The organism is Planococcus maritimus, assembly GCF_001687625.2.
GTDB classification, from domain to species: domain Bacteria; phylum Bacillota; class Bacilli; order Bacillales_A; family Planococcaceae; genus Planococcus; species Planococcus maritimus.
In genome coordinates this window covers 3,136,599-3,159,657 of sequence record NZ_CP016538.2, presented here as the reverse complement: position 1 = coordinate 3,159,657, position 23,059 = coordinate 3,136,599, and the positions used below count along the sequence as shown (strand labels likewise).

At 47.3% G+C, this 23,059-nt stretch carries 27 protein-coding genes and 1 pseudogene; 20 read left to right on the top strand and 8 right to left on the bottom strand.

Translation table 11 applies throughout. The annotated features are described in order from the left end of the window. Window positions 1–486: pseudogene (locus tag BBI11_RS15645) on the top strand (cupin domain-containing protein); the annotation flags it as partial. A 57-nt stretch (window positions 487–543) separates the two neighbouring features. Here the strand turns inward: BBI11_RS15645 and BBI11_RS15640 are convergent. The 4 genes from BBI11_RS15640 to BBI11_RS15625 all read right to left on the bottom strand — a co-directional run bounded on the left by BBI11_RS15640 (window position 544) and on the right by BBI11_RS15625 (window position 5,710). Continuing rightward, entirely contained in the window at window positions 544–1,734 is a 1,191-nt protein-coding gene (locus tag BBI11_RS15640; RefSeq protein ID WP_068465479.1) for an MFS transporter, read from the bottom strand. A 176-nt stretch (window positions 1,735–1,910) separates the two neighbouring features. Beyond that, window positions 1,911–3,548, bottom strand: coding sequence for a diguanylate cyclase domain-containing protein (locus BBI11_RS15635; protein WP_068459291.1), 1,638 nt, complete (start codon window positions 3,546–3,548; stop codon window positions 1,911–1,913). Between the two features lie 516 nt (window positions 3,549–4,064). After that, window positions 4,065–4,397: a heme oxygenase gene (locus tag BBI11_RS15630; RefSeq protein ID WP_068459290.1), complete on the bottom strand. Its 333-nt coding sequence runs from the start codon at window positions 4,395–4,397 to the stop codon at window positions 4,065–4,067. A gap of 83 nt (window positions 4,398–4,480) precedes the next feature. Beyond that, entirely contained in the window at window positions 4,481–5,710 is a 1,230-nt protein-coding gene (locus tag BBI11_RS15625; protein ID WP_068459288.1) for a dicarboxylate/amino acid:cation symporter, read from the bottom strand. Between the two features lie 264 nt (window positions 5,711–5,974). Here BBI11_RS15625 and BBI11_RS15620 point away from each other — a divergent pair, with 264 nt between their 5' ends. From BBI11_RS15620 to panB, 9 genes are all read left to right on the top strand, one after another. Continuing rightward, the gene (locus BBI11_RS15620) at window positions 5,975–6,424 is read left to right on the top strand and encodes a DUF4181 domain-containing protein (protein ID WP_068459285.1); all 450 of its coding nucleotides are present in this window, start codon (window positions 5,975–5,977) and stop codon (window positions 6,422–6,424) included. A 34-nt stretch (window positions 6,425–6,458) separates the two neighbouring features. Then, window positions 6,459–6,932 (top strand): DUF4181 domain-containing protein, encoded by a 474-nt coding sequence (locus BBI11_RS15615; RefSeq protein ID WP_068459283.1) that lies wholly within the window; start codon window positions 6,459–6,461, stop codon window positions 6,930–6,932. 41 nt (window positions 6,933–6,973) lie between these two features. Continuing rightward, on the top strand, window positions 6,974–7,429 hold the full coding sequence (locus BBI11_RS15610; RefSeq protein WP_237150355.1) for a DUF4181 domain-containing protein: 456 nt from the start codon (window positions 6,974–6,976) through the stop codon (window positions 7,427–7,429). Window positions 7,430–7,458: 29 nt separating this feature from the next. Continuing rightward, the gene (locus BBI11_RS15605) at window positions 7,459–7,911 is read left to right on the top strand and encodes a hypothetical protein (RefSeq protein WP_068459280.1); all 453 of its coding nucleotides are present in this window, start codon (window positions 7,459–7,461) and stop codon (window positions 7,909–7,911) included. Window positions 7,912–7,965: 54 nt separating this feature from the next. Then, window positions 7,966–8,499 (top strand): GNAT family N-acetyltransferase, encoded by a 534-nt coding sequence (locus BBI11_RS15600; RefSeq protein ID WP_068459277.1) that lies wholly within the window; start codon window positions 7,966–7,968, stop codon window positions 8,497–8,499. Next, window positions 8,480–9,043: a GNAT family N-acetyltransferase gene (locus BBI11_RS15595; protein ID WP_068459275.1), complete on the top strand. Its 564-nt coding sequence runs from the start codon at window positions 8,480–8,482 to the stop codon at window positions 9,041–9,043. The genes BBI11_RS15600 and BBI11_RS15595 overlap by 20 nt, the downstream gene beginning before the upstream one ends. Window positions 9,044–9,058: 15 nt before the next feature. Further along, window positions 9,059–10,084 carry a methyltransferase domain-containing protein gene (locus BBI11_RS16780; protein WP_418312509.1) on the top strand — a complete coding sequence of 342 codons (1,026 nt, stop codon included), beginning with the start codon at window positions 9,059–9,061 and terminating at the stop codon, window positions 10,082–10,084. Further along, on the top strand, window positions 10,081–10,551 hold the full coding sequence (locus BBI11_RS15585; protein WP_237150294.1) for a GNAT family N-acetyltransferase: 471 nt from the start codon (window positions 10,081–10,083) through the stop codon (window positions 10,549–10,551). Before BBI11_RS16780 ends, BBI11_RS15585 begins: the two co-directional genes overlap by 4 nt. 206 nt (window positions 10,552–10,757) lie before the next feature. After that, a complete protein-coding gene (gene panB, locus BBI11_RS15580; RefSeq protein WP_068459273.1) occupies window positions 10,758–11,591 on the top strand; it encodes a 3-methyl-2-oxobutanoate hydroxymethyltransferase in 834 nt (277 codons plus the stop codon). A 265-nt stretch (window positions 11,592–11,856) separates the two neighbouring features. On the opposite strand, the gene BBI11_RS15575 is transcribed toward panB, so the two are convergent. The 3 genes from BBI11_RS15575 to BBI11_RS15565 form a co-directional block, all read right to left on the bottom strand. Beyond that, a complete protein-coding gene (locus BBI11_RS15575) occupies window positions 11,857–12,150 on the bottom strand; it encodes a hypothetical protein (RefSeq protein WP_068459271.1) in 294 nt (97 codons plus the stop codon). A 156-nt stretch (window positions 12,151–12,306) separates the two neighbouring features. After that, window positions 12,307–12,516 (bottom strand): hypothetical protein, encoded by a 210-nt coding sequence (locus BBI11_RS15570; protein ID WP_156889093.1) that lies wholly within the window; start codon window positions 12,514–12,516, stop codon window positions 12,307–12,309. 194 nt (window positions 12,517–12,710) lie between these two features. Beyond that, complete coding sequence (locus BBI11_RS15565) at window positions 12,711–14,030, bottom strand: murein hydrolase activator EnvC family protein (RefSeq protein WP_068459267.1); 1,320 nt, start codon at window positions 14,028–14,030, stop codon at window positions 12,711–12,713. 403 nt (window positions 14,031–14,433) lie between these two features. Between BBI11_RS15565 and BBI11_RS15560 the strand changes: the two genes are divergently transcribed. After that, window positions 14,434–15,483 carry a M14 family zinc carboxypeptidase gene (locus tag BBI11_RS15560; protein WP_418312508.1) on the top strand — a complete coding sequence of 350 codons (1,050 nt, stop codon included), beginning with the start codon at window positions 14,434–14,436 and terminating at the stop codon, window positions 15,481–15,483. 63 nt (window positions 15,484–15,546) lie between these two features. Here the strand turns inward: BBI11_RS15560 and BBI11_RS15555 are convergent, their stop codons facing one another. After that, window positions 15,547–16,011: a universal stress protein gene (locus BBI11_RS15555; RefSeq protein ID WP_068459265.1), complete on the bottom strand. Its 465-nt coding sequence runs from the start codon at window positions 16,009–16,011 to the stop codon at window positions 15,547–15,549. Between the two features lie 171 nt (window positions 16,012–16,182). Here BBI11_RS15555 and BBI11_RS15550 point away from each other — a divergent pair, with 171 nt between their 5' ends. From BBI11_RS15550 to BBI11_RS15510, 9 genes are all read left to right on the top strand, one after another. Next, window positions 16,183–16,878, top strand: coding sequence for a Crp/Fnr family transcriptional regulator (locus BBI11_RS15550; protein ID WP_068459262.1), 696 nt, complete (start codon window positions 16,183–16,185; stop codon window positions 16,876–16,878). A gap of 1,086 nt (window positions 16,879–17,964) precedes the next feature. Beyond that, complete coding sequence (locus BBI11_RS15545; RefSeq protein ID WP_237150293.1) at window positions 17,965–18,126, top strand: cytochrome C oxidase subunit II; 162 nt, start codon at window positions 17,965–17,967, stop codon at window positions 18,124–18,126. Window positions 18,127–18,143: 17 nt separating this feature from the next. Continuing rightward, window positions 18,144–18,611 (top strand): cytochrome c oxidase subunit II, encoded by a 468-nt coding sequence (locus tag BBI11_RS15540; RefSeq protein ID WP_058382394.1) that lies wholly within the window; start codon window positions 18,144–18,146, stop codon window positions 18,609–18,611. A 1-nt stretch (window position 18,612) separates the two neighbouring features. Continuing rightward, on the top strand, window positions 18,613–20,265 hold the full coding sequence (locus BBI11_RS15535; protein WP_068459260.1) for a b(o/a)3-type cytochrome-c oxidase subunit 1: 1,653 nt from the start codon (window positions 18,613–18,615) through the stop codon (window positions 20,263–20,265). 215 nt (window positions 20,266–20,480) lie between these two features. Beyond that, the gene (locus BBI11_RS15530) at window positions 20,481–21,035 is read left to right on the top strand and encodes a methyltransferase family protein (protein WP_068459258.1); all 555 of its coding nucleotides are present in this window, start codon (window positions 20,481–20,483) and stop codon (window positions 21,033–21,035) included. A 151-nt stretch (window positions 21,036–21,186) separates the two neighbouring features. Continuing rightward, window positions 21,187–21,606 (top strand): organic hydroperoxide resistance protein, encoded by a 420-nt coding sequence (locus BBI11_RS15525; protein WP_068459257.1) that lies wholly within the window; start codon window positions 21,187–21,189, stop codon window positions 21,604–21,606. 20 nt (window positions 21,607–21,626) lie between these two features. Next, window positions 21,627–22,064, top strand: coding sequence for a transcriptional regulator, SarA/Rot family (locus BBI11_RS15520; RefSeq protein ID WP_068459254.1), 438 nt, complete (start codon window positions 21,627–21,629; stop codon window positions 22,062–22,064). A 28-nt stretch (window positions 22,065–22,092) separates the two neighbouring features. Continuing rightward, window positions 22,093–22,569 (top strand): glutathione peroxidase, encoded by a 477-nt coding sequence (locus BBI11_RS15515; RefSeq protein ID WP_068459252.1) that lies wholly within the window; start codon window positions 22,093–22,095, stop codon window positions 22,567–22,569. A 72-nt stretch (window positions 22,570–22,641) separates the two neighbouring features. Then, window positions 22,642–22,830, top strand: coding sequence for a DUF3934 family protein (locus tag BBI11_RS15510; protein WP_068459249.1), 189 nt, complete (start codon window positions 22,642–22,644; stop codon window positions 22,828–22,830). Window positions 22,831–23,059 lie beyond the last annotated feature (229 nt).

The following is a 23,059-nucleotide window of genomic DNA, read 5'->3' as shown; positions in this document are numbered from 1 at the left end:
CGATTTGTTTATGTACGCTTTTCCCAGGGTAGAGAAGAGCAGAACAACAAATCGGAGGAGGAAACACATATGGAATTGAAAGACTATGGCGCCGAATCATTGGTCGTCAATATCGAAGAGGCCACAAAACAAAACGAGACGTTCCGGACCGCGCTTTGGACCGGGAAAAACTTGCAGGTTACCTTGATGAGCATCGCCCCTGGTGATGACATCGGACTTGAGGTCCACGAACACGGAGACCAATTCCTTCGTGTTGAAGATGGACAAGGCCTTGTGCAAATGGGTGACAGTGAAGACAATTTAAGCTTCGAAGAAAAAGCGGAAGACGATTACGCCATCCTGATCCCCGCAGGAAAATGGCATAATGTCACCAATACAGGCGATAAGCCCTTGAAAATCTATTCCATCTACGCGCCGCCAGAACATCCGCACAGCACCGTGCATGAAACAAAAGCGGAAGCGGACGCAGCAGAAGAGGAAGAATAAGCGAACATAAAGAACGGCCGACATGATTTGTCGGCCGTTCTTTTATATTGCATCCATTCAATAGGCAGATGCTGTCTTGCGTTCTTTTTTTCCGTGAAGGAAGTAATACGGCACGATCAACGCTAATACAGCGATGCCTAGTATGCCATAAAGTGCGCTATAGCCGGTGAAGGGAATGATGAAGCCGAGAATATACGGCCCCATGCCGAGCCCGCCGTCCATTGCGACAAAGAAAGTCGAAGTTGCAAGTCCCATCCGGTGGGGAGGGGTTAATTTAATCGCGACCGCTTGCGTCGTCGATTGCATATTACCGAACCCAAGCCCAATCAAAGCACCCGCAAACAACAGACCCATGCTCGAATCAGCAATACTCAGCAGCAATAAGCCGCCTGCAAGTGATACAAGCGCGGGATACATGATGTAATTGGCGCCGTATAAATCCATGATGCGGCCCGTGAATGGGCGTGTCAGCAAGATCACCACTGCATAAACCAGGAAGAAGAAGCTCGCTGCTTCAACTAGGCCCTTATCATTGGCGTAAAAATTGATGAAGGACAAGACGCTCGAATAACTCAGCGCGATCAAAAACATGACGATGGCAATTGGCACCGCATTCGCTTCCAAATAATTGGACAGCTGAAACCCAGATTTTGTTTCTCCCGCCGGCGGTTTTTCCAGCACTGGCACTTTGATGAAAAGGCTCAATGCCAGTGCAGAGACAGCGATCGCGACACAAGCCGCGAAAATAGCATTATAGCCAGTCCATTGGCTCATCAACAAGCCGATAAATGGCCCAAAAGCAGCCCCGAGCGTCGCACTCATGCTGAAATAGCCAATGCCTTCGCCTTTACGCGTATGGGGAATGACTTGCGCGGCAATCGTTCCGGCGGCGGTGCTCGCGATTCCGAGCGTGACGCCGTGCAAAAAGCGATTCAGCATCAAGAAAGGCAACCCAAGCGGCAAGAAGTATAGCGCAGTCATGCCGACAAATAAAGCAGACCCGAGCACCAACGCGCGTTTGCGCCCGATTATATCGAGTGTGCGTCCGATGACCAAGCGTCCGGTCAGCGCCCCTAAGATGAAAATACCGGTGACGAGGCCGGCTTCACTAGTCGAAGCACCGTACTCTTCGACAGCGTATAAAGCGATCGTAACGATCAATAAATAAAAAACGAGCAGTAGTAGAAAATGGACGACGGAAACGCCAATAAAATCCCGCGTCCATAATTTAGGTTTGTTGTTACTCAAATGAAAGACTCCTTCGAAGCACGATAACAGCGCTGTAAATAATAGATCTTTGGCTTTAACCATTATTAACCGTAGCAGACCCCTGGCGTGCCGTCCAATATACGGTACTTGAAAAGCGCTGCCTTAAGAGGCAGCGCTTCTGAATTCATATGGGTATTGGTTAAGTAACTAGAGGCTTATTCCGAAACAATGTCCCTGTAAAACGTAGTTTGGCTTCTGCCGTTTTCCTTCGACACATAAAGCGCTGCATCAGCGTAAGACAATAAGGTATAAAGATTTTCGGCATTGTCCGGGTAAATGGCAATGCCGATGCTGCAGCCGAGTTGCACTTGGCCAGCATCCACGGTGATCGGCTTGCTCAGCCGGTCGATCAAACGCTGTGCCAATTGCTTAGTCGGCAATTCGCCAAGCCCATCACAAGGGAACAATAAGACAAATTCATCTCCGCCAATGCGTGCGATAAATGCCCCTTCAGGCAATTCAGCCATCAATCGTTCAGCTACTTTCTGGAGCACGTGATCGCCCGCTAAATGCCCTAAGGTATCGTTGGCTTTTTTGAAGCCGTCCAGATCCAAATAGAAAAAGGCTAGTGGTTCTTTATCCGTACGCGCTCGTTTCATCATTCGATCAGCGGCTTCTTCAAGTGCGATACGGTTTGGCAAACCAGTCAGTGGATCACGCTGTGCCAAATCTTGCATGCGCACTAAATCGGATTCGGCAGTGCCGAGTGTCTTGACCAAGCTTTCCAGTGAATAGGACAGATCCTCGATTTCGCGCACGCCCGTGTTTTTCGGCAACTCCAATTGCTCGCCTTTGCGGAAGGCTTTCGCTTTTCGGGAGATTTCCTTCAGTGGTCGAGAAATTCTACCGGCAACAAACCAGCCAGCCAAGGCAAAAAGAATAGCGCTTGCCAGGCCGCTCCACATGATGATGTGGCTTAAATCGCGGGCAGCGGCAAAAGCGGCTTCTTCCGGCTGGCGTACCAGAACCGTCCATCGCAGCTCAGGATAATCCCAATTGGTCCGGCCGCCGGCAAACCCCGTAAGATAGGATTCACCGTTCGGCCATTCCTCCAGTACCCAACCCGTTTTTCCACTCGACAAAGAGGCGGACTCAATCGGAAGCGGCTTGCCAAGAAATTCTTCCGGGCCGAGGATGACGCGCTGGGTACCCGGACTCAAGACGAAGACCTCTAACTCATTTTCTTGGCGATTCAGCGGGCGCAATACATACTGCATGACTTCCTCTGCCCATTCCCAACTCAAATGAGCAGCGACTACTCCAGCGAATGAGCCGTCAGAATGGATGATGGGCACACTAATATCGACAAACTCGAGCTCACGCCCACTTGGATTTGGCAAAAGCTCTGCTAAAAGCAGCGCTTCGTGGACATCGCCGACAAAATCGGTTTTGCGGGCCTGCGTATAAATAGGCCGGTCGGAAAGGTCCATGCCTTCTAATAACTCATCAGTAGAGGCAGTAACGAAGCCCGATGCATCAGTCATGCCGATCCACGAAAATGCCGGTACTTGTTCTTGCAGCATATCAAGCTTCGCACGCTTTTGTTCCTCGGTGGCTGCGAGTTCAAGCTCCTCGATTTCCCCAAAAGTCTTGATTTCACTATAACGGCCCCACATATACTGATCTAAACGGTCTTTCATTTGAAAGGCGATACTTGATAATGAATTTCCACGTTCTTCTTCCAATCGGTTTGTACTGATTTCCGAGACGAGAATGCTGAGGACGGCGGCGAACAACAAAATGAAAATGGCAAATATCAGACCCCAGTAATTCCTAAGCGATAATGATTTCATATGGTTCCCTTTCAAAATAGGTAATTTTCTAATAATAAATAGTATATCAAAAGTCCTTTTTGAAAGGTGAAAAAAGGAAAAAGAAATATAATTGTCCTATAAATACTTAGTAGCCGTCGGGAGAAATCTGACTCTTAGTAGCCAATAGAAACAGAAAAATATGCGCCATTAAACACTATTAGCGGAAAATGACAAAATAAAAACAGCCAGCATTTGCCGGCTGTTTTTGCAGAGTGCTGAAGAAGTCTATGGTTCACTATCAATTAGGAGATAGTACACCTTTTTCTATATCCAACAATTATTGATCTCTCTAAGTATTTGGAGAAGCGTTCGCTCGACTCCAGTGGTAAAGCGAGACGACCGAGACCCCGCAAGGCGCAAAGCGACTGAGGAGGCTTGGGCGCGAGCCCACGGAGTCGTGCGATAAGCTTCGGAAAATACGACTTTTCATCTTTCTCGATAACCTGAAAAACAGCCGGCATTGCCGGCTGTTTTGGTGGATTAGCTTTGTTTAACTTATTTAGTAGCTTCAATAACCGAAGCGACTTTCGTGATGACGAGCTGGCTGCCAAGCATCGGCGATTCTTTTTTCTCTTCGCCTTCAGCCGGTTCCGGACGTTTATGGGCTTGCTTGAAGACATCGCTGGATTTCCAGGCTTCATAATTCTCTAAGGTTTCCCAGTACATATTGACGTTCAGTTCATCGTATTCTTCCAGGTCCTGAGTAACGGTCACTTCGACTTTATGAAAGCCTTCCATTTCCTGCAATGCGCCTGGGCGGGTGAAGTTGGGTGCCATTTTTTCAGCAAATCCCGGTTTCATTTTGATGCGATTGGTCACGATATACATAACTGTATGTCTCCTTTTTCAGTGGGATACGAGATACTCCCACTGTATCACAGAGCCTTGTACTTTGTCCGCAGCGAGTCGTGTTAAGCTTTGGTGGCTCCACGTTTTTTCTCGCTTTGGTCGATCAATTTTGATCCCGCCAAATCGCCTGTCACATTGAGCATGGTGGCGCCCATGCCAACAAGTGCATCGATGGCAGTCAAGAGGGCAACGGCTTCCATCGGCAACCCGAGCTGGACAAAGACAGTGGCGATCATGACGATGCCAGCGCCTGGAATGCCCGCAGTTCCGATGGTAGCAAGTGTCCCGATCAAAACGACTAGCAGCATTTCCGATAAGCTGAGCGGGTCGCCGATGATATTGGCGGCAAAAATCGCGGAGACCGCGATGCGGATAGCCGCTCCGTCCATATTGATCGTCGCGCCGAGCGGCAAACTGAAGCCGTACAAGCTTTTCGAAATGCCGAGGCCGCGCGCTGCATCAAGTGTCAACGGCAAGGTGCCGGAGCTGCTTTGTGTGACAAAAGCCGTCAGCATCGGCGTGCGTGCTTGCTTGAAGAAAGCCAGTGGGCTAACTTTGAACACCAGCATCGCAACGATATAAAGCGCAATTTGTACGGCAATGGCGATGTACAAGACAGCGACCATGCCGAGCAGTGATCCGAGCGTATCTAGCCCTTGTGCACCTACTGTTTTTGCCATGATGGCAAAAATCCCGATCGGTACGTATTGCAAGATGACTTTCAAGATGATCAAGGTCGCTTCGTTCAACGCGGTGATCGTTTTCATTAAATGCTTGCCAAGTTCGCCGAATTCTTCAGAACTTCTCATGTAAGAGATGGCGATACCAAACGCAAACGCTGTAAAGATGATCCCGAGCAAGTTCATGTCACTAAATGCCGAAATGATATTCGATGGCACAATGTTTAATAGAACACTTGTAAATCCAGGATTGTCCGGTACATCAAAAGTTTCCGAACCGTCGAGCTGCATGCCCGAACCCGGCTGGAAAATGCTTGCGACTGTTAAGCCGACCACAATGGCGAATGCCGAACTCAATACATAGAACAAGAAGACTTTCCCGCCCATTCGGCCAAGATCCCCGATTTTCGATTGGTTGATCCCAACGATCAAAGTGAAGAAAATCAGCGGCACGATGAGGAAAGTTAGAAGCCGCAATAGCAGATCTCCGAGTGGGGCCAAAACGGCCGCATCTGGCCCAAAGATCAAGCCGACGATCACGCCGAGGATGAGTGCAATGGTAATTTTCAAGATAAGCGATACATTTGCGTAAGATTTCCAAAGAGCTTTCATAAGCGCCTCCTTTATTTTCTTTTATTTTTAAAAAACATATAAACTTAGTCGGATTTGACTTAATTACGATAGCCTATGCCTATTGTTTTGTCAAAGAAGCGAACTCGGGAAAATTATAAAGCGAGAAAGGCGAAAAAAACACCTAATAAAATGATGGTAGTCAGAAAAGTTTAAAATATTCTATAATTTCCCAAAACCTCGTGATAGGATAGTTATATAGAAGAAATCTGAGCATAAACGATCAGGAATGGGGAGGGGAGAACAGTGAGCTATTACGAAACAGATTATAATTGGGTGTGGGAGATAGCCGGTTTTATTGGCGCGGCGGTTTTGGCCATCGCAGGATTTGGCTGGCTATTAAGAAGGATTTTAGGAGTTGAACGAAAAAAATGGTTTTCGCCTTCTTCAAATTTCGTCAACAGCTTCCACGAAAAAGTAAACAATTACTTTAGGTGGGGAAACCTTGCCCTCTATCTCACCACGCTCGCCGTTTTTGGTTTTCAAAAAGGGGCATTGTACTTCATGGTATTGACGATCTTAATCGGTGGGATTCAAGAGCTATTTAATGCTTATATGGAAAAAAAGCATGCCAATAACCCCAATGCTTACAAATATACGCTATTGCATTATCCCGCTTCGATGGTCATCCTGATCAGTTGTGCAGGGGCTTTTTTTCCGGAAATGATAGACGTGTTTATCAAACAACTGAGTTGAGCTTTGGATTAGCCGATGGATAGGGGGATGTGGCATGGAGGAAACGGCTTATTTCACGTCGCCGTTTGAATGGATGCTGGGCTTGCCGGCATTTTTTGTTGTCTCATGGCTTGCTATTTTCTGTATCAACTGGATATTGCGAAAAATTCTAGGCGTGGAGCGAAAGAAATGGTTTTCGTCTGACGGATATTTCGTCAATGAGTTCCATGAAAAAGTGGAACGTTATTTCCGATATGGAAGTGTAGCGCTATACATCGTGTTTCTACTCGTTTTTGGTTTTGAACAAGGCTCTATTTATTTTGTCCTTTTTACATTTTTACTAAGCGCGCCTCAAGAGTTGTTCAAAGCCTTTCTGGAGAAAAAACACGCTGAAAATCCAAATGATTATAAATTTACTTTACTGGAATATCCCGTTTCGATCGTTATTTTCCTTACTTGCGCTGTGACATTTACGCCTGACATATTCAATCTATTTATGGACGAATTATCATCGATATTTTCAAATTGATTTGAGCAAAGTGAGGGATAGACATGGATGGCGTGAACCGAATGTATGGCCCAGATTATTCTGGGATGCAAACAGGTGAGATGTGGGGAATTCTTGGTTTTATCGTGATTGTCGGGTTGATCGTATTTTTGGTGAATTGGGTCCTGAGAAAAATTTTGGGTGTCCGGCGTAAAAAGTTTTTTGCCCCGTCATCGAATTACGTGAACAGCCAACATCAAAAAGGAGATGCCTATTTCCGCTGGGGCGGTGCAGCAATTTTTCTCATTGTCTTTTTTTTGTTTTATGAGGACGGGCCGTTTGTTCCGTTCATGGCACTGGTGGTTATGGGATTGCTCCAGGACACCTATACCGCTTATATGGAAAAAAAGCATTCCGATAACCCGAACGATTATAAATTCACGTTAATGCAATTCCCGATTGCGCTCATCATCGTTTTCATAAGTGGATATATTTTTTTACCCAACTTCATTGATGTTCTTTTTGATGGATTGGATTGAAGGAAGCTTGGAAGAAGGGGGAGAGCGCTATGGTCCACCAAGGAAAAGTACAGCGCTGGCTGCTTATCATCATGTTAATGGCGGTCAATTTACCGCCGCTGCTCTTGAACTCGTTTCCGAATGGCTTCGCATTGTATATCCAACTATTCGTCTCGGCCCTCATTGTTCTTGGGCTATTTATCAAAGTGCTCGTCAAGGTCCGGGGCAGCAATATCGTTTACCGAGTCGAATTATGGAGCGCGCCGCTTTACTATAAAACAGTATATATAGAGGAGATTCACCGAATTGAGTTCAAGCGCAGCAATTGGGCTTCGAAAGTGGCAGTAGTCCGTGTGAAAAAAGGCGTCAATTTGCGCTTCGCTTTATTCGGCGACGGATTGTTTGGGGATTTATCGCAATTTGCTGAGCGCAACGATCTCGAACTTTGGAAGTCTAAGGACTATCAAACGATTGAAAAACTGGACAGCAATCGGCTTCGCTAATGAAAGTTGTCAGAAAAATGTTTCACGTGAAACGGCGGAGAGGGGCAAGTGGAGATGGAATTGGAGAGCGAGCGCTTGCTGTTGCGCCGTTACCGGGATGAGGATTTTGAATTTCTCTATTCTTTAGTGAGACAGCAGGAAGTCATGAGGCATATCGGGAACGGCCAAGTGAAAAGCCGCCAGCAGGCATTGGAGTTTCTCTATTGGGTCTACCGCATGTACCAGGATCATCCTGAATACGGCTTATTGTTGTTGATTCGGAAAGAAGACGGCAAGCGAATTGGTCATGCCGGATTGGTGCCGCAAGTCGTAGGTGGCCAAAACGAACTCGAAGTCGGCTACTGGCTCGCCCCGGAATTTTGGGGCTTTGGCTATGCTAGTGAAGCGGCCAGGCTGCTATGTGGACGAGGATTTGCGAAGCACGGGCAACAGGCGCTTATTTCCCTTATTCAACCGGCAAACCAAGCTTCCAGAAGAGTAGCCGAATCACTCGGCATGGCATGCGGCGAACCGATTTTACGAAATGGACAAACCGTACTCATTTACCGGGTACAAAAGGAGCGATGGCATGCAATTTCCTATACTTGAGACAGAGCGGTTATTGCTGACGGAAATTACAGAACAAGACACTGACCGCTTTTTCGCGTTGTTGCAGCGTGAAGACGTCACGTATTATTACGGCATGGACCGATTATTGGAAAAAGAAGAAGCGCTCGAAATGATCCGCGCTTTTCGCGTCGTGTTTGAATTTAGGCGCGGCATGCGCTGGGGCATCCGGTTGCGCGGGGAAGAGGAATTGATCGGAACCATCGGATTTAATCAACTTCAGCTGCGCTCGAAAAAAACCGAAGTCGGGTACGAGCTGCATCCAGATTATTGGCGCAAAGGGCTGATGGAAGAAGCGCTCTCAGCTGTCCTGGACTATGCTTTCAACGAGCTGGGACTTTACCGGGTGGGTGCGACGACTTACCCGGCCAATATGGGCTCGAACCGGTTATTGACTAAACTAGGCTTTAAGGAAGAAGGGCGGCTGCGTGGCTATTTGCATCAACGAGGCGAGTCGCACGATGCACTGGTTTTTTCGCTATTGGCCCCGGAATGGAGACCGCAGCAAGAAAGAAATGAGGACTAGAAGGGAAGCGGCAAGATGTTAGGAAAACAAGGATTCAACGAATGGGCAGCGGAATACGACGAGACAGTTCGTGAAAGCGAACGTCAAGGGACGTATCCGTTTGCTGGCTACGGTGATGTGTTAACAGAGATATTTGAAGGCGTTGACCATAAACAACAAGCTACGGTTTTAGACATCGGTTTTGGGACCGGTGCATTGGCGTCTGCTTTATATGAAAAAGGACATCGCATTTATGGCATCGATTTTTCTTCTGAAATGATCGAGCGTGCCGAGAAGAAAATGCCAGAAGCGCAGCTGGTGGAATGGGATATGGCGAATGGCTTGCCGCCTGCTTTTGACGGGCTTTATTTTGACTGCATCGTCAGTACCTACGCGCTTCATCATTTGGAAGACGCTGAAAAATGGAGCTTTCTCAAGCAATTGCTGAAAAGGCTGGCACCGGGCGGCTCGCTATGGATTGGTGATATCGCTTTTCGCACGGCAGATGACCGCCTAGCTTGCCAGAATGAATACGAAAACGTCTGGGATGGGGACGAAGCGTATCTCGTGTTTGATGAGCTTAAAGCGGCCTTATCCAATATTGCAATTTGCGAGTTCAATGCCCATTCCCATTGTGGCGCCGTGATCCAAGTGCGGCCGGAATGCCCTTTTTGTCACCCGGTTTATGACGCGGATCAACGCATCGTGTTCGAAACTGAAGCTTGCTGGTTTTTGCAGCATGAAAAAGCGCAAAATGTGCTTGAAGGGTCGGGTGTCATTGTCCCAAAACAGCATCGCATGTCACCGTTTGAGCTGACGCAAACAGAATGGCAGGAAACACAAGAACTGTTAGTGATGGCCAAACCTTTACTCGATCAATTAGCCCCGGGCGGCTATACGCTTGGCTGGAATGTTGGCGAAGCGTCGAATCAATCAATCGGCCATAGCCATCTTCACGTCATCCCGCGCTTTGACGATGAACCTTATGCCGGCAAAGGCTTGCGCCACTGGCTGAAAAAACCTGAAAACCGCCGTCCTGGCCAAAGCGGCGACGCACGGTGAACTTTAAAAAACACGCGATGACAGAAACGGGTGCGCGTGAGATTCTCTCCTGGCGCTATCCGCATCCATACGATTTCTATAACGGACAAGCGACAGCGGAAAGTTTGAATGAACTAATGAATGGCAGCTACCTTATGGTGACGGAAAGTGATGAATTATTCGGCTTTTATTGCACGGGCAAGGGAGCGCAAGTGCCAGCTGGCCATGAAGCGAACGCTTATTCGGTGGGCCCTGTCGATATCGGGCTCGGCATGAAGCCGGACAAAACCGGAGCGGGCCGGGGAGCTGCGTTTCTAGATTTTCTGCTCAATGAAATCAACGAGCGCCATCCCGGATATCCCCTGCGCCTGACCGTCGCCCAGTTCAATGCACGCGCGATCCGTTTGTACGAAAAATTTGGATTCGTGAAAGTCGGGGAGTTCCAAACCGCCCAAGCCGCATTCCAGGTGATGACAAAAGATGACTGACTTTCAGCTAGTCTTTGCATCTGCTATAGTAAAAATAGGGCGGTATCTGCAAGGAACTGCACCTGTAAGAAAGCTTTACAACTCAATAGATCTGCCTTGATCTGAACATGACAGGGACGGAGAAACCGACACAATCCAATTCTGTCCGTCCGCGATTTTTTGCGGCGGGCTTTTTTCAAAGGTTTCCTTCCCGGAAGGAGAAAACAATGGAAAATACAGCTTCATTAATCAAAATGAAAAAACAAGGGGATAAAATCGCGATGCTGACGGCTTACGATTACCCGTCCGCTAAGATTGCCCAAGCAGCAGGCGTGGACGTGCTGCTAGTCGGCGACTCGCTCGGCATGGTCGTACTCGGCTACGATTCGACCGTCAAAGTGACTGTCGAAGACATGGTCCATCACGGAAAAGCAGCGCGAAGAGGAGCGACGGATACCTTTCTCGTCGTTGATATGCCGTTCGGCTCGTTCCATGGAAGCTGGGACCGTACGCTTGAAAATGCCATGCGAATTTTCCAAGAAACAAACGCACAAGCTTTGAAACTTGAAGGTGCAGGGGAAGTGCTCGAAGTAACGCGTAAGCTCGTCGGGGCGGGTATTCCAATCGTCGCCCATCTCGGCTTATTGCCCCAATCCGCCGCTGTCCTCGGTGGCTATAAAGTGCAAGGCAAAACTGCAAGCGCCGCCAAGAAATTGATCGAAGACGCCAAAGCGTGCGAAGCGGCAGGCGCCTGCATGCTCGTACTTGAATGCATCCCGCATCAATTGGCCGAACAAGTGACACAAGAACTGAAGATCCCGGTCATCGGCATCGGCGCCGGCAGCGAAACCGACGGGCAAGTGCTCGTTTACCACGACACCGTCAAATACGGCTCGCACCATTTGCCGAAATTCGTCCAGTCTTACGCAGAAGCAGGCGAGACCATGCAACAAGGGCTCAGCCAATACGTCGAAGAAGTGAAAAGCGGCGCGTTCCCGAAAGAGCAGCACCGCTTCACGATGAAAGAAGAAGAGCTCGAGCAGCTGTATGGCTCGAAATAAAAAAGATTGCCTCCTGATATTTTCACAGCAGGAGGCAATCTTTTTTTATGAGTACTTTCGATGTGTGTCCGACAGATAAAAACCCAAAGCCGTTTAAGGTCGCGACGGCAAAAACCATGTACAGCCTTCTAATTCTATTTTGCAGTCAGTTGATTGCGTGCCTGAAAGTGGAACTCTCAATGAATAGAATGTGAGAAGCAACAGAAACAATGGATAGTAATTTCTGTTTCATAGAAGAACTTCTAACTTCCGAGAATACCTCCGCTTAATAAGCTATGTACGCTCCCACCGCCAGAACTAGAATAATCGCCAACGCCCGGATCCAGATCAACTTATTGCTGATGCCCGCTTTTCTTTCTAAGTAATAAATATAGTGCACTAAGATGATTAGGCCCGAAGATGGCAGAAGAAACTGGGCGGGTGTCAGATTCATATCAATATCGTCGAGAAACAATTCAAAGATGCCAAAAGTTAGCAGCAACATCCCAATAGCGCCGATACTTAAAGGGAAGTAGGGGCTGTTGATCTTTTTCTCTTTTTTCACTGAATCAGAATCCATTACTGCACCTCTTTTTCAGAAATTGGTTAACTCTTTTATTTAATAAATCAAATCCCCAAAACAAACAGTGAAACCATTAGTAAGACAAGGATACAAAATTTGCTGATCCGGGATTTCGTTCGAAAAATTATGTGCTAGGAAATTGTATTTGATGACTCAAAAACTAGTGGCGACGATCAAAAGAGAAATCAAGGAAACAAAACCCAAGAGCGAGCCTTCCCATCTTTTGTTTTCCTGAAAGCTTTCGATGCTTTGCACTAAAAACATCAATGCCAAAAAAGCGAAGATGAAATTCGGGAAAGGCTTGAATTCATTGCCGCTTAATAGCAACACTAAAAGAAGTATGGCAACAATCCCCATACCCATATTGACTTTTCTCCACAGAACGAATCGCCTCCTCTAATGATAAATAGATCCTACTGTATCGAAAGAAATCTGTTTATTTCCTCCAGTCTAACATACAAAAGGGAAAATTTAACTTTTTAGCTAAATCCAATATAAACAAAAAAGGCAGTACCCGAAGTTTTCGGATACTACCTTCTATTTATAACGGATTTTAATTATCCGCCAATATATGCTGCTGGGTTGACTGCGTTCGAGCGAGCGCCGTTCCAGCTGCCGATGTGGATTTCAAAGTGTAAGTGAGGGCCAGTAGAACGCCCCGTGTTGCCCATGCCGCCGATGTTCTGTCCTTGAGAGACCGCTTGGCCGACAGAGACATTGATGGAGTTCAAATGTGCATAAGCTGTTGCATAGTTTTGCCCGTTGATGACGTGGGTCACGATAATGACGTTACCGTAGCCGCCCATCGAACCAGCATAAGAGACATAGCCGCTTGCTGCTGCGTGGATTGGTGTTCCAGGGACGTTGGCGATATCGAAGCCAAGATGCGTTTCAGCTCCGTCGCCGATATCACGGCCACCAAATCCTGAAGTATGACGGCCAGCTGCCGGACGAATAAATCCAGAGCTTGATGTAGGTGCTGCTGCTTGTGTAACCGTTGCTGCAGAAGCGTTAGATTGTGCTGCTTTTTTAGCTGCCGCTTTACGTGCTGCGGCTTCTTCCGCTTTGCGTTTTTCTTCGGCTTTACGCGCGATTTCCGCTAGACGAGCTTGTTCTTTGCCGATTTTCTTTTCAAGTGAAGAACTAATGTTCATCGCTTCTGCATGCTCTTCTTCAAGTTTTGATTTTTCTTTTGCTAGGCGTTTCTGTTCTGCTTTCAAATCATCCTGCAAATCGTCTTGCTTTTTCTTTTGTGCGTCCAATGAATCTTTCAAGTCCACAAGTTCTGCTTTTTGGCTTTCTTGCTTCGCGAGTTTTTCTTCAACTTCTGCTTTTTGTTCAGCCAGCAACTTTTTGTCAGCTGCTTGTTCACGCATGATGTCACGGTCTGCCTCGATCAATGTGTTAACGGCTGAAGCGCGGTCGATAAAATCGACAAAGCTGTTCGCCCCAAGCAATACATCGATGTAATCAACAGAGCCACCGCTCATTTGGATAGCACGTGCCCGTTCTTTTAACAGTTCTTCGCGTTCTGCGATTTTGCGTTCGAGTTCTTCGATCGATTCTTTCAATTCATCGATTTCGACTTTCGTTTGATCGATTTGTGCTTGCACGGCGTCAATTTTACCTTGTGTTTCTTCGATTTCGCTGTTCAATTCTTGTATTTTGTTCATAATTTTTTCAAGCTCTGTTTGATTTTCGACAATGGCATTGTTTTTTGACTGGATTTCGGAATTCAAGTTGTTCTTTTCTTGCTCGACCTGTTGTTTTTCTTTTTCGAGGTCGGACAATTTATCAGCACTGGCTGTTGGCAAGAAAATTGATAGCGCCAAAACAGCGGATAATGCTGCGACGAACCATTTGGACCATGTGTTCAATGTGTTGTGCTCCTTTCGTGTTCCCTTAATTTTTCTTTTTCTCTATATAAGAATTCTTTTCTGAAGTAATGAATCATGGCTAAAGCCATGAAAAAAAGCCGTCAAAAATTCCGGCAGACCCATTGTACCACCGCATAAACCTATTTATTATTACAGTTTCTTATCAAATCTAGGTATAAGCTGTCATACGCGACACATAAGAGGAGGAAATGTAATTTTTCATAAGTAGAAAGTAATGTTTTTGCAGAATAATTCGCGTATTCAAATATTTAGATAGTACTGAGGGCAGTTTTAGGCTCTTATTTCGTATTACGAAGGAAGCGTTTTCAAAAATATTGCAGGAAAAGACGCTGGAAAAAAGGAAAGGGTGGGATGGCAGTATACAAAAAGGAGTGGTAAATCGATGAAATCATTGAAAAAAGGGGCAATTACATTATCGTTGGCAGGGGCTCTTGCGTTAAGCGCAGTTCCGCTGAACTCTACAGTCGTCGAAGCAGTCGGCAACGGGCCTGGATATGGCGGCAATGAAACAATCAACACATCCATTTTGACCACCTATTCGGAAATGGCAGACTTTTTGAAAAAGCAGGATGCCAAGCAGCCGCAAATGGAACTTGAAGTCATCGGGCAGAGCGTCAAAGGGCGCGATTTGTACGTAGCAAAATACATGAGCAATCCGGAAAACCCAACTATCCTTTTCTTGACGCAGCAGCACGGCAACGAACAGCTGACAACAGAAGGGGCGCTTGAATTCATCAAGCATCTCGGCACCGGCAAAATGAAAGGCGTCACAGATAACGTCAATATCTTAGTCGTGCCAATGCTTAATGCAGACGGTGCCATGGGAGATGTCGATTTCTCATTGGACGATTACGTAGCTTCAGGTGACCGCAATTTGACCCGTTACAACGCAGTCGGGGTAGACTTGAACCGCGACCATATCGACAAAATACAACCTGAAACAAAAGCTTTGCATGAAAATGTTATGAGTAAATACGACATCGATTACATGATCGACTTGCATCATCAAGGCGCCAGCAGTGAACGCGACGGCGAATTGGTTTCCGGCTCGATTCTTTATCCGACCACGCCAAACGCTGACCCTGAAGTCGTCGAAGGATCGAAAAAACTCGGGGCTGTCGTGTTTGATGCGGTCGATTCAACTGGGTGGGGCCATCTCGGCAAATACCGTGGCGGCGACGCTGAAACGATTAGCCGCAACGGCATTGCAGTCGAATACGGCATTTCGACATTATTGTTCGAAATGCGTGGCATGTCCGACCACGAATACGAGCCTTATGTCCTTGGGCAAAAGAGCAACGGTTATTTGATCAAGCAAACCATTACGACATTGGAATCGACCGTACGTGCCATTGCGGATGGTTCGATTGATACACAAGATACCTCGTTCTGGGATACGTTGGCATTCCAACAAACCCGCGAAACCGAATAAGACGAAGAAAAGCCTTTCCCGCTTCAACCGGGAAAGGCTTTTCATATTAACTAACAGATCCTGTTATTGGTCTGCGTCGATGTCTTCTTGATTTCTGCGGACCACAAGCACGTCGCATTTAGCGGTGCGGACGATGCGCTCGGAAACACTTCCCATGATCAGGCGTTCCGCAGCATTCAGGCCAGTGGCGCCACAAACGATGACATCCACTTCGAGTTCATTCGCTAGTTTTTTCGGAATGATGGTTTTCGGTGATCCGTACTCAATCATCGTGTGGACATTCGTGGCACCCTGTGATGCCGCTTGTTCTTTGTAGTGGGCCAGCAATTCTTCCCCGCTTTTCAGTGTGCGGTCTGCAATTGTACGGTCGTAAGCTTCAATGGAGCCGAATGAGCGATTATCGATAACATGCACGAGGTATAGCTCAGCATTGTTTCTAGAAGCTGCCGCTGTCGCTTTCTTAAAAGCCCATTCGGCTTCTTTAGAACCATCCACTGCTACCATAATTCGAGAATATTTCAAAGTCATTGTTCATTCCTCCTTCTGTTACTGCTATCTTTCGCTACGATGCGATGAACTTCCTTCTTTTTTTAGAAAAATTCCTATAAGCATTGGCTGAATTGTGAAAACACATCCAACTGCTGCGGGGGATATGGTACGCTTGAAAAAATAGTCGTACAGAATAGGAGGGAGAACCCTTTGGAATCAGGGACTGATCATTTAACGCCAGAGCTCGAGAAGTTGTTGACGGTCAACCATGTAGTTAAAGAATATCAAAAAGGCGATTATCTTTTCCGAGAAGGGGAGGCGGTCAAAGGTCTCTATATTCTCCGTTCCGGAAAAGTACAGATCGGAAAAGTCACTCCGGACGGCCGGGAACTGGCGTTGAAAATTTGCGGCACTGGGCAAATGGTCGGCGAGATTACTGTGTTCGCAGAAGGGGCAACATATTTGCTGGACGCCCGTGCGCTGACTCATACCTACTGTTTGAAAATTCCTGTCGAAGAACTAGAGTGGTCGCTTGAAAAAGACCCTGCGCTTGCGATGGCATTTATGAAGTGGATGGGCATTGATCAGCAGAAAACCCAGACGCGCTTCCGGGATTTGATGCTTCATGGCAAAAAAGGAGCTTTGTATTCGACCTTAATTCGCCTCGGCAACAGCTACGGTCTAGAAGCAGACGGAGGCTTGTTGATCGACATCTCGCTGACGAACCAGGAGTTGGCAAACTTCTGTGGCATGAGCCGCGAAATGGTCAACCGGATGCTTAGTGACCTGCGCAAACAAGGAACCGTCGGCATGAAGAACGGTAAAATTATCCTGTACAACATTCCCAAACTGAAATTCGACATCGATTGTGAAGAATGCCCGATCTACCTCTGCAAAATCGACTAATTGCAAAGTCTGCCGTAACGGCAGGCTTTTTGTGTGCTCTGGTAATTTCAGTTTCTACTCCTTCAGAGTGTGGTGCAAGGGGGTTGTTTAGCTGAATCGATAAGAGCAATGAAAGAAAAAGCTTCCGCTTTTCGACTTCGTTGCAGGGGGCTGCTTGGGGCTCACAGGATGCGAGTCATGCAGCTGATGCGACAGGACGTCGCGCTTTCAGCTGCCCGTATATGGGACGGGTGTTGAGCCAATGAGCTGCAAAGATCGCAGCTCATTTGTCTCGCCAGCCCGCGCGGTCCCTCAGGCGTCATCCCCTTCCACTCCGTCTTTATATTTAGATTGAAAGATAATTTCTTCAATCCACTCATTATTAGATGTGAAAATGCGTCATATTTTATAGTTTAAGTCGTTTTAATCGCAGGAAACGTGGTAGTTAATTCTTAGAAGTAAGCCCATGTGTACCAGATACTTTACCCGGGAAGCGATTCCCCCGCTAGCCGGCAACTGAATAAAGACGCAGATCTGATTAAACACATCAGTCTCAATGAAATCTCTCAGCCGCCGAGCGTAAAGAGGTGAGCCGATACAGTAAGACAAGTGTTCTTCTTGGCTTACAGTGAGAGGCCAACCCAAAGCCCGGCGGCGACTCCTAATATGAAGCTTCAACAGAACAAGGAAACAATGCCACTCGCAAACCCTCGTTATCCTCAAACACGTCTAATCCAGGAAGCGATTCCCACGCTAGCCGGCAATTGCATATTGAAGCAGATCTGATTAAACACATCAGTCTCAATGAAATCTCTCAGCCGCCGAGCGTAAAGGGGTGAGCCGACACAGTAAGACAAGTGTTCTTCTTGGCTTACAGTGAGAGGCCAACCCAAAGCCCGGCGGCGACTACCAACATGAAACTTCAATAGAACAGGGAAACAACACCACACACAAACCCCAGCTATCTCCGCCATTCATTCCAACAAATAGCAACTTCCAAAAGCCTGCCGACTCGCAGGCTTTCTTTTTTTGGCAAAAATATGAACAGCTTAAAATAAAACTAGCTAGATGTGATTTATGTCACAGCTAAACCGAAACTTAGGTCCTATGCTAAAGGAAACAGCAAAAAGCAAAGAGGTGGAGAAAGTGGATAAGAAGCAATCGGATCATGAGGTCAACTTGAAGGGGACACTCATCAGCGTATTCTTCGTCGGCGTCGTTATTGTTGCCATGTGGGTTGCCGTCTATTTGATGTACGTAGCGAGATAGAAAAGGAGAGATTCATCATGCATTTCCATAAATACGAGAAAATTTGGCTCAGTTTCGGCATCGTCTCACTCATCGTCTTTTTGAGCGTCGTCGGCGTCAGTGCATTTTCGCAAAATCACACGCCGTCCGGGGGAATGGACACCATCGACCCAGAGAAAGTGAACGAAACCGCTCCATTCGATAACCCAGGCGTGACGCAATTGGACGAAGATACTTACCAAGTAGCAATCGTCGCACTGGCTTTCGGCTACAACGCACCGGACTTGCGAGTGCCGGCCGGCAAAGAAATCATTTTTAAAGTCACCAGCACAGATGTCGTGCACAGCTTTACGATCGATAACACGAAAGTCAATATGATGGTCGTTCCCGGGCGGATCACGACCAAATCTTACACATTTGAAGAACCTGGCAAGTATTTGATTCTATGCAACGAATACTGTGGCACTGGCCACCATATGATGTCTACGGAAATTGAGGTGTACTGACATGATTGCCCAACCAGAACGTAAAATCGCTTTATGGCATTTAGGTGTTGCTTATACCGCATTTTTAATCGGCACGCTCATGGGCGTCTTGCAAGTCTTTATCCGCAATGATGCTCTCCAGCTTCCTGCTTGGCTTGATTATTACCAAATTCTTACCGCGCACGGTGTCTTGCTTGCACTTATTTATACGACCTTTTTCATCTTCGCCTTCTTTATTACCGGTATGAGCAAAAGCCTCGGCAGCTTCGGCCCGAAAGTCCGCCTGTTCTCATGGATTGGCTTGTGGGTAACGCTTCTCGGGACAATTATGGCTACAGTGCTGATCATCGCTGGGGAAGCTTCAGTTCTTTATACCTTTTATGCCCCGCTGAAAGCGAACGGTTTTTATTATGTTGGCTTGGCACTCGTCATCGTTGGCACATGGATTTCGAGTTTTGCTTTGGTCGGCCACTATATGGTGTGGCGCCGCAACCATAAAGGGCAACTGAGCCCCTTGTTTGCCTTTATGACGGTTACGACCATCATTTTGTGGATCATCGCCTGTCTCGGAGTGGTGGCGACCGTATTGTTTCAATACATCCCATGGGCATTCGGTTGGACGGATACGATCAATGTGGAATTGAGCCGTTCGCTGTTCTGGTATTTCGGCCACCCGCTTGTGTATTTCTGGCTGCTTCCGGCGTACATTGCCTGGTATACGATCGTGCCGAAACTGCTTGGCGTGAAAGTGTTTAGTGATTCCTTGGCGCGTCTTGCGTTCGTCTTGTTCATCTTATTCTCGATTCCGGTTGGGTTTCATCACCAATTGACAGAACCGGGCATCTCGAACTTCTGGAAGTTCTTGCAGGTTGTCTTGACGTTCATGGTCATCGTGCCGTCGCTCATGACCGCATTCTCGATGTTTGCGACTTTTGAAATTTCAGGGCGCCAAAAAGGCGGCACCGGTTTGTTCGGCTGGTTCAAGAAATTGCCATGGCGGGATGTCCGTTTCACCTCGATTTTCATCGCCATGGCGTTCTTCATTCCTGGCGGCGCTGGCGGGATTATCAATGCCAGTTTCCAATTGAATGAAGTCGTCCATAATACCTTATGGATTGTCGGGCATTTCCATATTACCGTGGGAACGCCTGTCGCGATGACGTTTATGGGCTTAACCTTCTGGCTCATCCCGTACTTAACGGGGCGCCGTTTCACGAAGCGCATGCAACGCCTTGGCTTTGTCCAAATCATCACGTGGTCGATTGGCATGCTGCTCATGTCTACCGCTCAGCACGTATTAGGCTTGATGGGGGCTCCGCGCCGTACAGCTTACAGTGGCTATAACGATCATCCGTCGGCGATGGAATGGTTTGACGGCATCATCTCTAACCATGTGACGATGGCGATCGGCGGTACGATTCTGTTCCTGTCTGCCATGATTTTGATGTATATCGTCATCATGACGATGTTCGTTTCGCCAAAAGCGGAAACGCCTGACCAGATGGTGGAATTTCCGCTGGCGGAAAGCGATATGTCCAACACGCCGAAATGGCTTGAGAACTGGTGGATATGGATTGGTATTGCCGCCGCGTTGATCATCATTGCATACGCGATTCCACTGACCCACATGATTCAACATGCACCACCTGGCTCGAAAGGATTTATCACATGGTAGGAGTTGAGGACAATGTTCACGATGGTAATCGCATTAATGGCCATTTTTATCGTTTTCACGGCGATGCTCGTTGAGTTGTCGGTGACGGACGAAGACTAAAGAAGTGCTGTTCCGGCCATGCGCCGGGGCAGCTTTTTTCTATGCGCCACAAGTTGGAAATTGTATTTGAGCGGCATCTTCTATAGTATTTTAAGGAGAAGGAAGAGGTGGATGTGATGGGGTGGATGGACTGGATTTTCACCGCCGTGAGCGTTATTTGGCTGGTCGAATTCATCGTTTTTAAAAACCGTGAGACCGGGCAAGGCGACCCGGTCGAAAAAAGGACGTTCTTTGGGATTCTATTGTCGCTAATCGCCACAATTGTGGTTGGTTTTGGGCTTCAGGAGCTGGCAGAAACTGAAATTGCATCGGTGCTCAGGCCAATTGGGCTCGTGCTCCTTATCATTGGCGTCTTTTTACGATTCTGGGGGATCCTCCATTTAAAATCGCAGTTTACGCGCCACGTGACGGTACGAGAAGGTGATAGCATCGTTAGCAGCGGCCCATACCGCAAGCTGCGACATCCGCTGTATACCGGATTGTTTTTAATCGGCATCGGCATGGCGCTATTCTTTACGAGCCCTATTGCGGCGGTTGCGGGCGGCTTATTGCTCGCTTTTGCTCTCAATAAACGCATGCAGCATGAAGAAGCATTGCTCGTCGAAAAGTTTGGCCCCGAGTACAAGGAATGGATGAAGCACCGCGCACGCTTGATTCCTTATATCTATTGAAGCTCAGCTAGCGCGAATAAAGAAGTGGAAATCCCGGATTTTGTATCTGGGATTTTTATTTTGGGGAAAAAGCCAAGCGTATTAATTTACATCGGGTACGATTTAAATTAATATAGATCGTGTAAGATATAATTCTTGGAGGGATATACTCATGAAACCAATTTTTGAAACGACCATGATCAATAGCGGCGGGCGCGAAGGCACCGTTTATTCACCAGACAATATTTTCAACCTTGATGTGGCAAAACCAGTGGCACTTGGTGGACAGCCGAACACAGCGACGAATCCTGAGCAATTATTTGCGGCAGGCTATAGCTCTTGCTTTAACAGTGCGTTGGACTTCGTGCTGGAACGTGATAAAGTGAAAGTAACGAATAGCGAAGTCACGGCAACGGTTTCCTTGCTGGGTGATAAAACGGATGGCGGCGTGAAACTTGCGGTGCGCCTAGAAGTCGACATTGATGGATTAGAAGAAGGCAAGAAACAGGAGTATGTCGATAAAGCTCATGCCTACTGCCCATATTCCAAAGCGATCAAAGATTCCGTGGACGTGGAGATTGTCGTTCGATAAGCAGAAAAACAGGTGATGAGATGGACAAACCGACCAAATTGGAACAGCAATTATGCTTTGAAGTGTATAAAGCTTCAAGCAATTTCTCGAAACTTTATGCCAAAACCTTAGAACCGTTCAGCCTGACCTTTACGCAGTATTTGGTGTTGCTCGTATTATGGGAACAAGACGGCTTGACGATGAAAGAAATCGGCGGGCAACTCGGCCTCGGCACCGGCACGCTAAACCCCATTATCAACCGGATGATTCAAAATGGCCGCATCGTGAAAGAGCAATCGGCTGAAGACCGCCGTGCTTTCCGGATCTCCTTGACCGAACAATCACGAGAGGATGAACAGCCGATCGAGGCAGCCATTCACGACAAGATCACCAGCTGCAATTACTTGGACGTGAATGCCATCGAACTGATGAACAACTTAAAAGCCTTGAATGCATTTTTCAGCGAGATGGATCTGTGAAAATTCGTGAAAATAGGAGTGATGAATGATGGGAATCTATGATATTCAGGTGACCGATGCCAGCGGAGAAGAGTATAAGCTCGAGCGCTATAAAGGCCAGCCGATGGTCATCGTCAACACGGCAACCAAATGCGGTTTGCGCGGGCAGTTCGACGGCCTCGAAAAAATCTACCAGCGCTATAAAGACGAAGGATTGGTCGTGCTTGGCTTTCCATCCGACCAGTTCGGCCAGGAAGTCGGCGAAGCGGCAGATGCCGAATCGTCATGTCGCATGACATACGGCGTGACATTCCCGATGCACGACATTATCAAAGTGAACGGAAAAGATGCGCACCCATTGTTTGATCATTTAACATCGAACACAAAAGGCTTCTTGTCGAGCGGCATCAAATGGAATTTCACAAAATTCCTAGTCGATCCAAACGGCAAAGTCGTGGCGAGGTTCGCACCGAAAGATACACCCGATTCCATGCACAAAGACATCCAGAAAGTGCTCGGAGCCTAAACACGAACTGTTCACGAAAGCGGCGGGATGTGGTAAGCTGAACGTCACGATGAGTGAACGGGAGTGAAAGAAATGGGCAAAGCAAAAGCAAAATCAAAAAGCGGCATCGGCAAAGGAACCGGCAAAAAAGGCTGGAACCGTTGGGAAAAAGGCAAGAACAAAGCCAAGAGCTTCAAGCCGTATACCAGCAAAGACAATAAAGAAGCCACGAACCAAAAAGGAAAACAGCCACAAGCTGAATCCGAATGGATCGACGGATAACAAAAGCCGCGCAGGCAAATGCGCGGCCTTTTTTATTTCCTGGGAAATAGAAATGATGGAGCTAAGCGGTGAGGATTTCTTTGCAGCTACTCTAAAGCAAGGAATTGAAAATTCATTTAAAGCACAAACCAAGCTTCAGAACGATCCCATAAGAAAATCCAGCTATCTTGCCGATGCGTGCCTCAGGAAGCGATTCCCCCGTTAGCCGGCAACTATCTTAAGGAGCAGA

Excerpts from the sequence above, each read along its gene's own strand:
- BBI11_RS15635 (WP_068459291.1), bottom strand. The coding sequence starts at position 3,548 with ATGAAATCATTATCGCTTAGGAATTACTGGGGTCTGATATTTGCCATT.
- BBI11_RS15630 (WP_068459290.1), bottom strand. The coding sequence starts at position 4,397 with ATGTATATCGTGACCAATCGCATCAAAATGAAACCGGGATTTGCTGAA.
- BBI11_RS15625 (WP_068459288.1), bottom strand. The coding sequence starts at position 5,710 with ATGAAAGCTCTTTGGAAATCTTACGCAAATGTATCGCTTATCTTGAAA.
- BBI11_RS15615 (WP_068459283.1), top strand. The coding sequence starts at position 6,459 with ATGGAGGAAACGGCTTATTTCACGTCGCCGTTTGAATGGATGCTGGGC.
- BBI11_RS15610 (WP_237150355.1), top strand. The coding sequence starts at position 6,974 with ATGTATGGCCCAGATTATTCTGGGATGCAAACAGGTGAGATGTGGGGA.
- BBI11_RS15605 (WP_068459280.1), top strand. The coding sequence starts at position 7,459 with ATGGTCCACCAAGGAAAAGTACAGCGCTGGCTGCTTATCATCATGTTA.
- BBI11_RS15600 (WP_068459277.1), top strand. The coding sequence starts at position 7,966 with ATGGAATTGGAGAGCGAGCGCTTGCTGTTGCGCCGTTACCGGGATGAG.
- BBI11_RS15595 (WP_068459275.1), top strand. The coding sequence starts at position 8,480 with ATGCAATTTCCTATACTTGAGACAGAGCGGTTATTGCTGACGGAAATT.
- BBI11_RS16780 (WP_418312509.1), top strand. The coding sequence starts at position 9,059 with ATGTTAGGAAAACAAGGATTCAACGAATGGGCAGCGGAATACGACGAG.
- panB (WP_068459273.1), top strand. The coding sequence starts at position 10,758 with ATGGAAAATACAGCTTCATTAATCAAAATGAAAAAACAAGGGGATAAA.
- BBI11_RS15575 (WP_068459271.1), bottom strand. The coding sequence starts at position 12,150 with ATGGATTCTGATTCAGTGAAAAAAGAGAAAAAGATCAACAGCCCCTAC.
- BBI11_RS15570 (WP_156889093.1), bottom strand. The coding sequence starts at position 12,516 with ATGGGTATGGGGATTGTTGCCATACTTCTTTTAGTGTTGCTATTAAGC.
- BBI11_RS15560 (WP_418312508.1), top strand. The coding sequence starts at position 14,434 with ATGAAATCATTGAAAAAAGGGGCAATTACATTATCGTTGGCAGGGGCT.
- BBI11_RS15555 (WP_068459265.1), bottom strand. The coding sequence starts at position 16,011 with ATGACTTTGAAATATTCTCGAATTATGGTAGCAGTGGATGGTTCTAAA.
- BBI11_RS15545 (WP_237150293.1), top strand. The coding sequence starts at position 17,965 with ATGCTAAAGGAAACAGCAAAAAGCAAAGAGGTGGAGAAAGTGGATAAG.
- BBI11_RS15540 (WP_058382394.1), top strand. The coding sequence starts at position 18,144 with ATGCATTTCCATAAATACGAGAAAATTTGGCTCAGTTTCGGCATCGTC.
- BBI11_RS15535 (WP_068459260.1), top strand. The coding sequence starts at position 18,613 with ATGATTGCCCAACCAGAACGTAAAATCGCTTTATGGCATTTAGGTGTT.
- BBI11_RS15530 (WP_068459258.1), top strand. The coding sequence starts at position 20,481 with ATGGGGTGGATGGACTGGATTTTCACCGCCGTGAGCGTTATTTGGCTG.
- BBI11_RS15525 (WP_068459257.1), top strand. The coding sequence starts at position 21,187 with ATGAAACCAATTTTTGAAACGACCATGATCAATAGCGGCGGGCGCGAA.
- BBI11_RS15520 (WP_068459254.1), top strand. The coding sequence starts at position 21,627 with ATGGACAAACCGACCAAATTGGAACAGCAATTATGCTTTGAAGTGTAT.
- BBI11_RS15515 (WP_068459252.1), top strand. The coding sequence starts at position 22,093 with ATGGGAATCTATGATATTCAGGTGACCGATGCCAGCGGAGAAGAGTAT.
- BBI11_RS15510 (WP_068459249.1), top strand. The coding sequence starts at position 22,642 with ATGGGCAAAGCAAAAGCAAAATCAAAAAGCGGCATCGGCAAAGGAACC.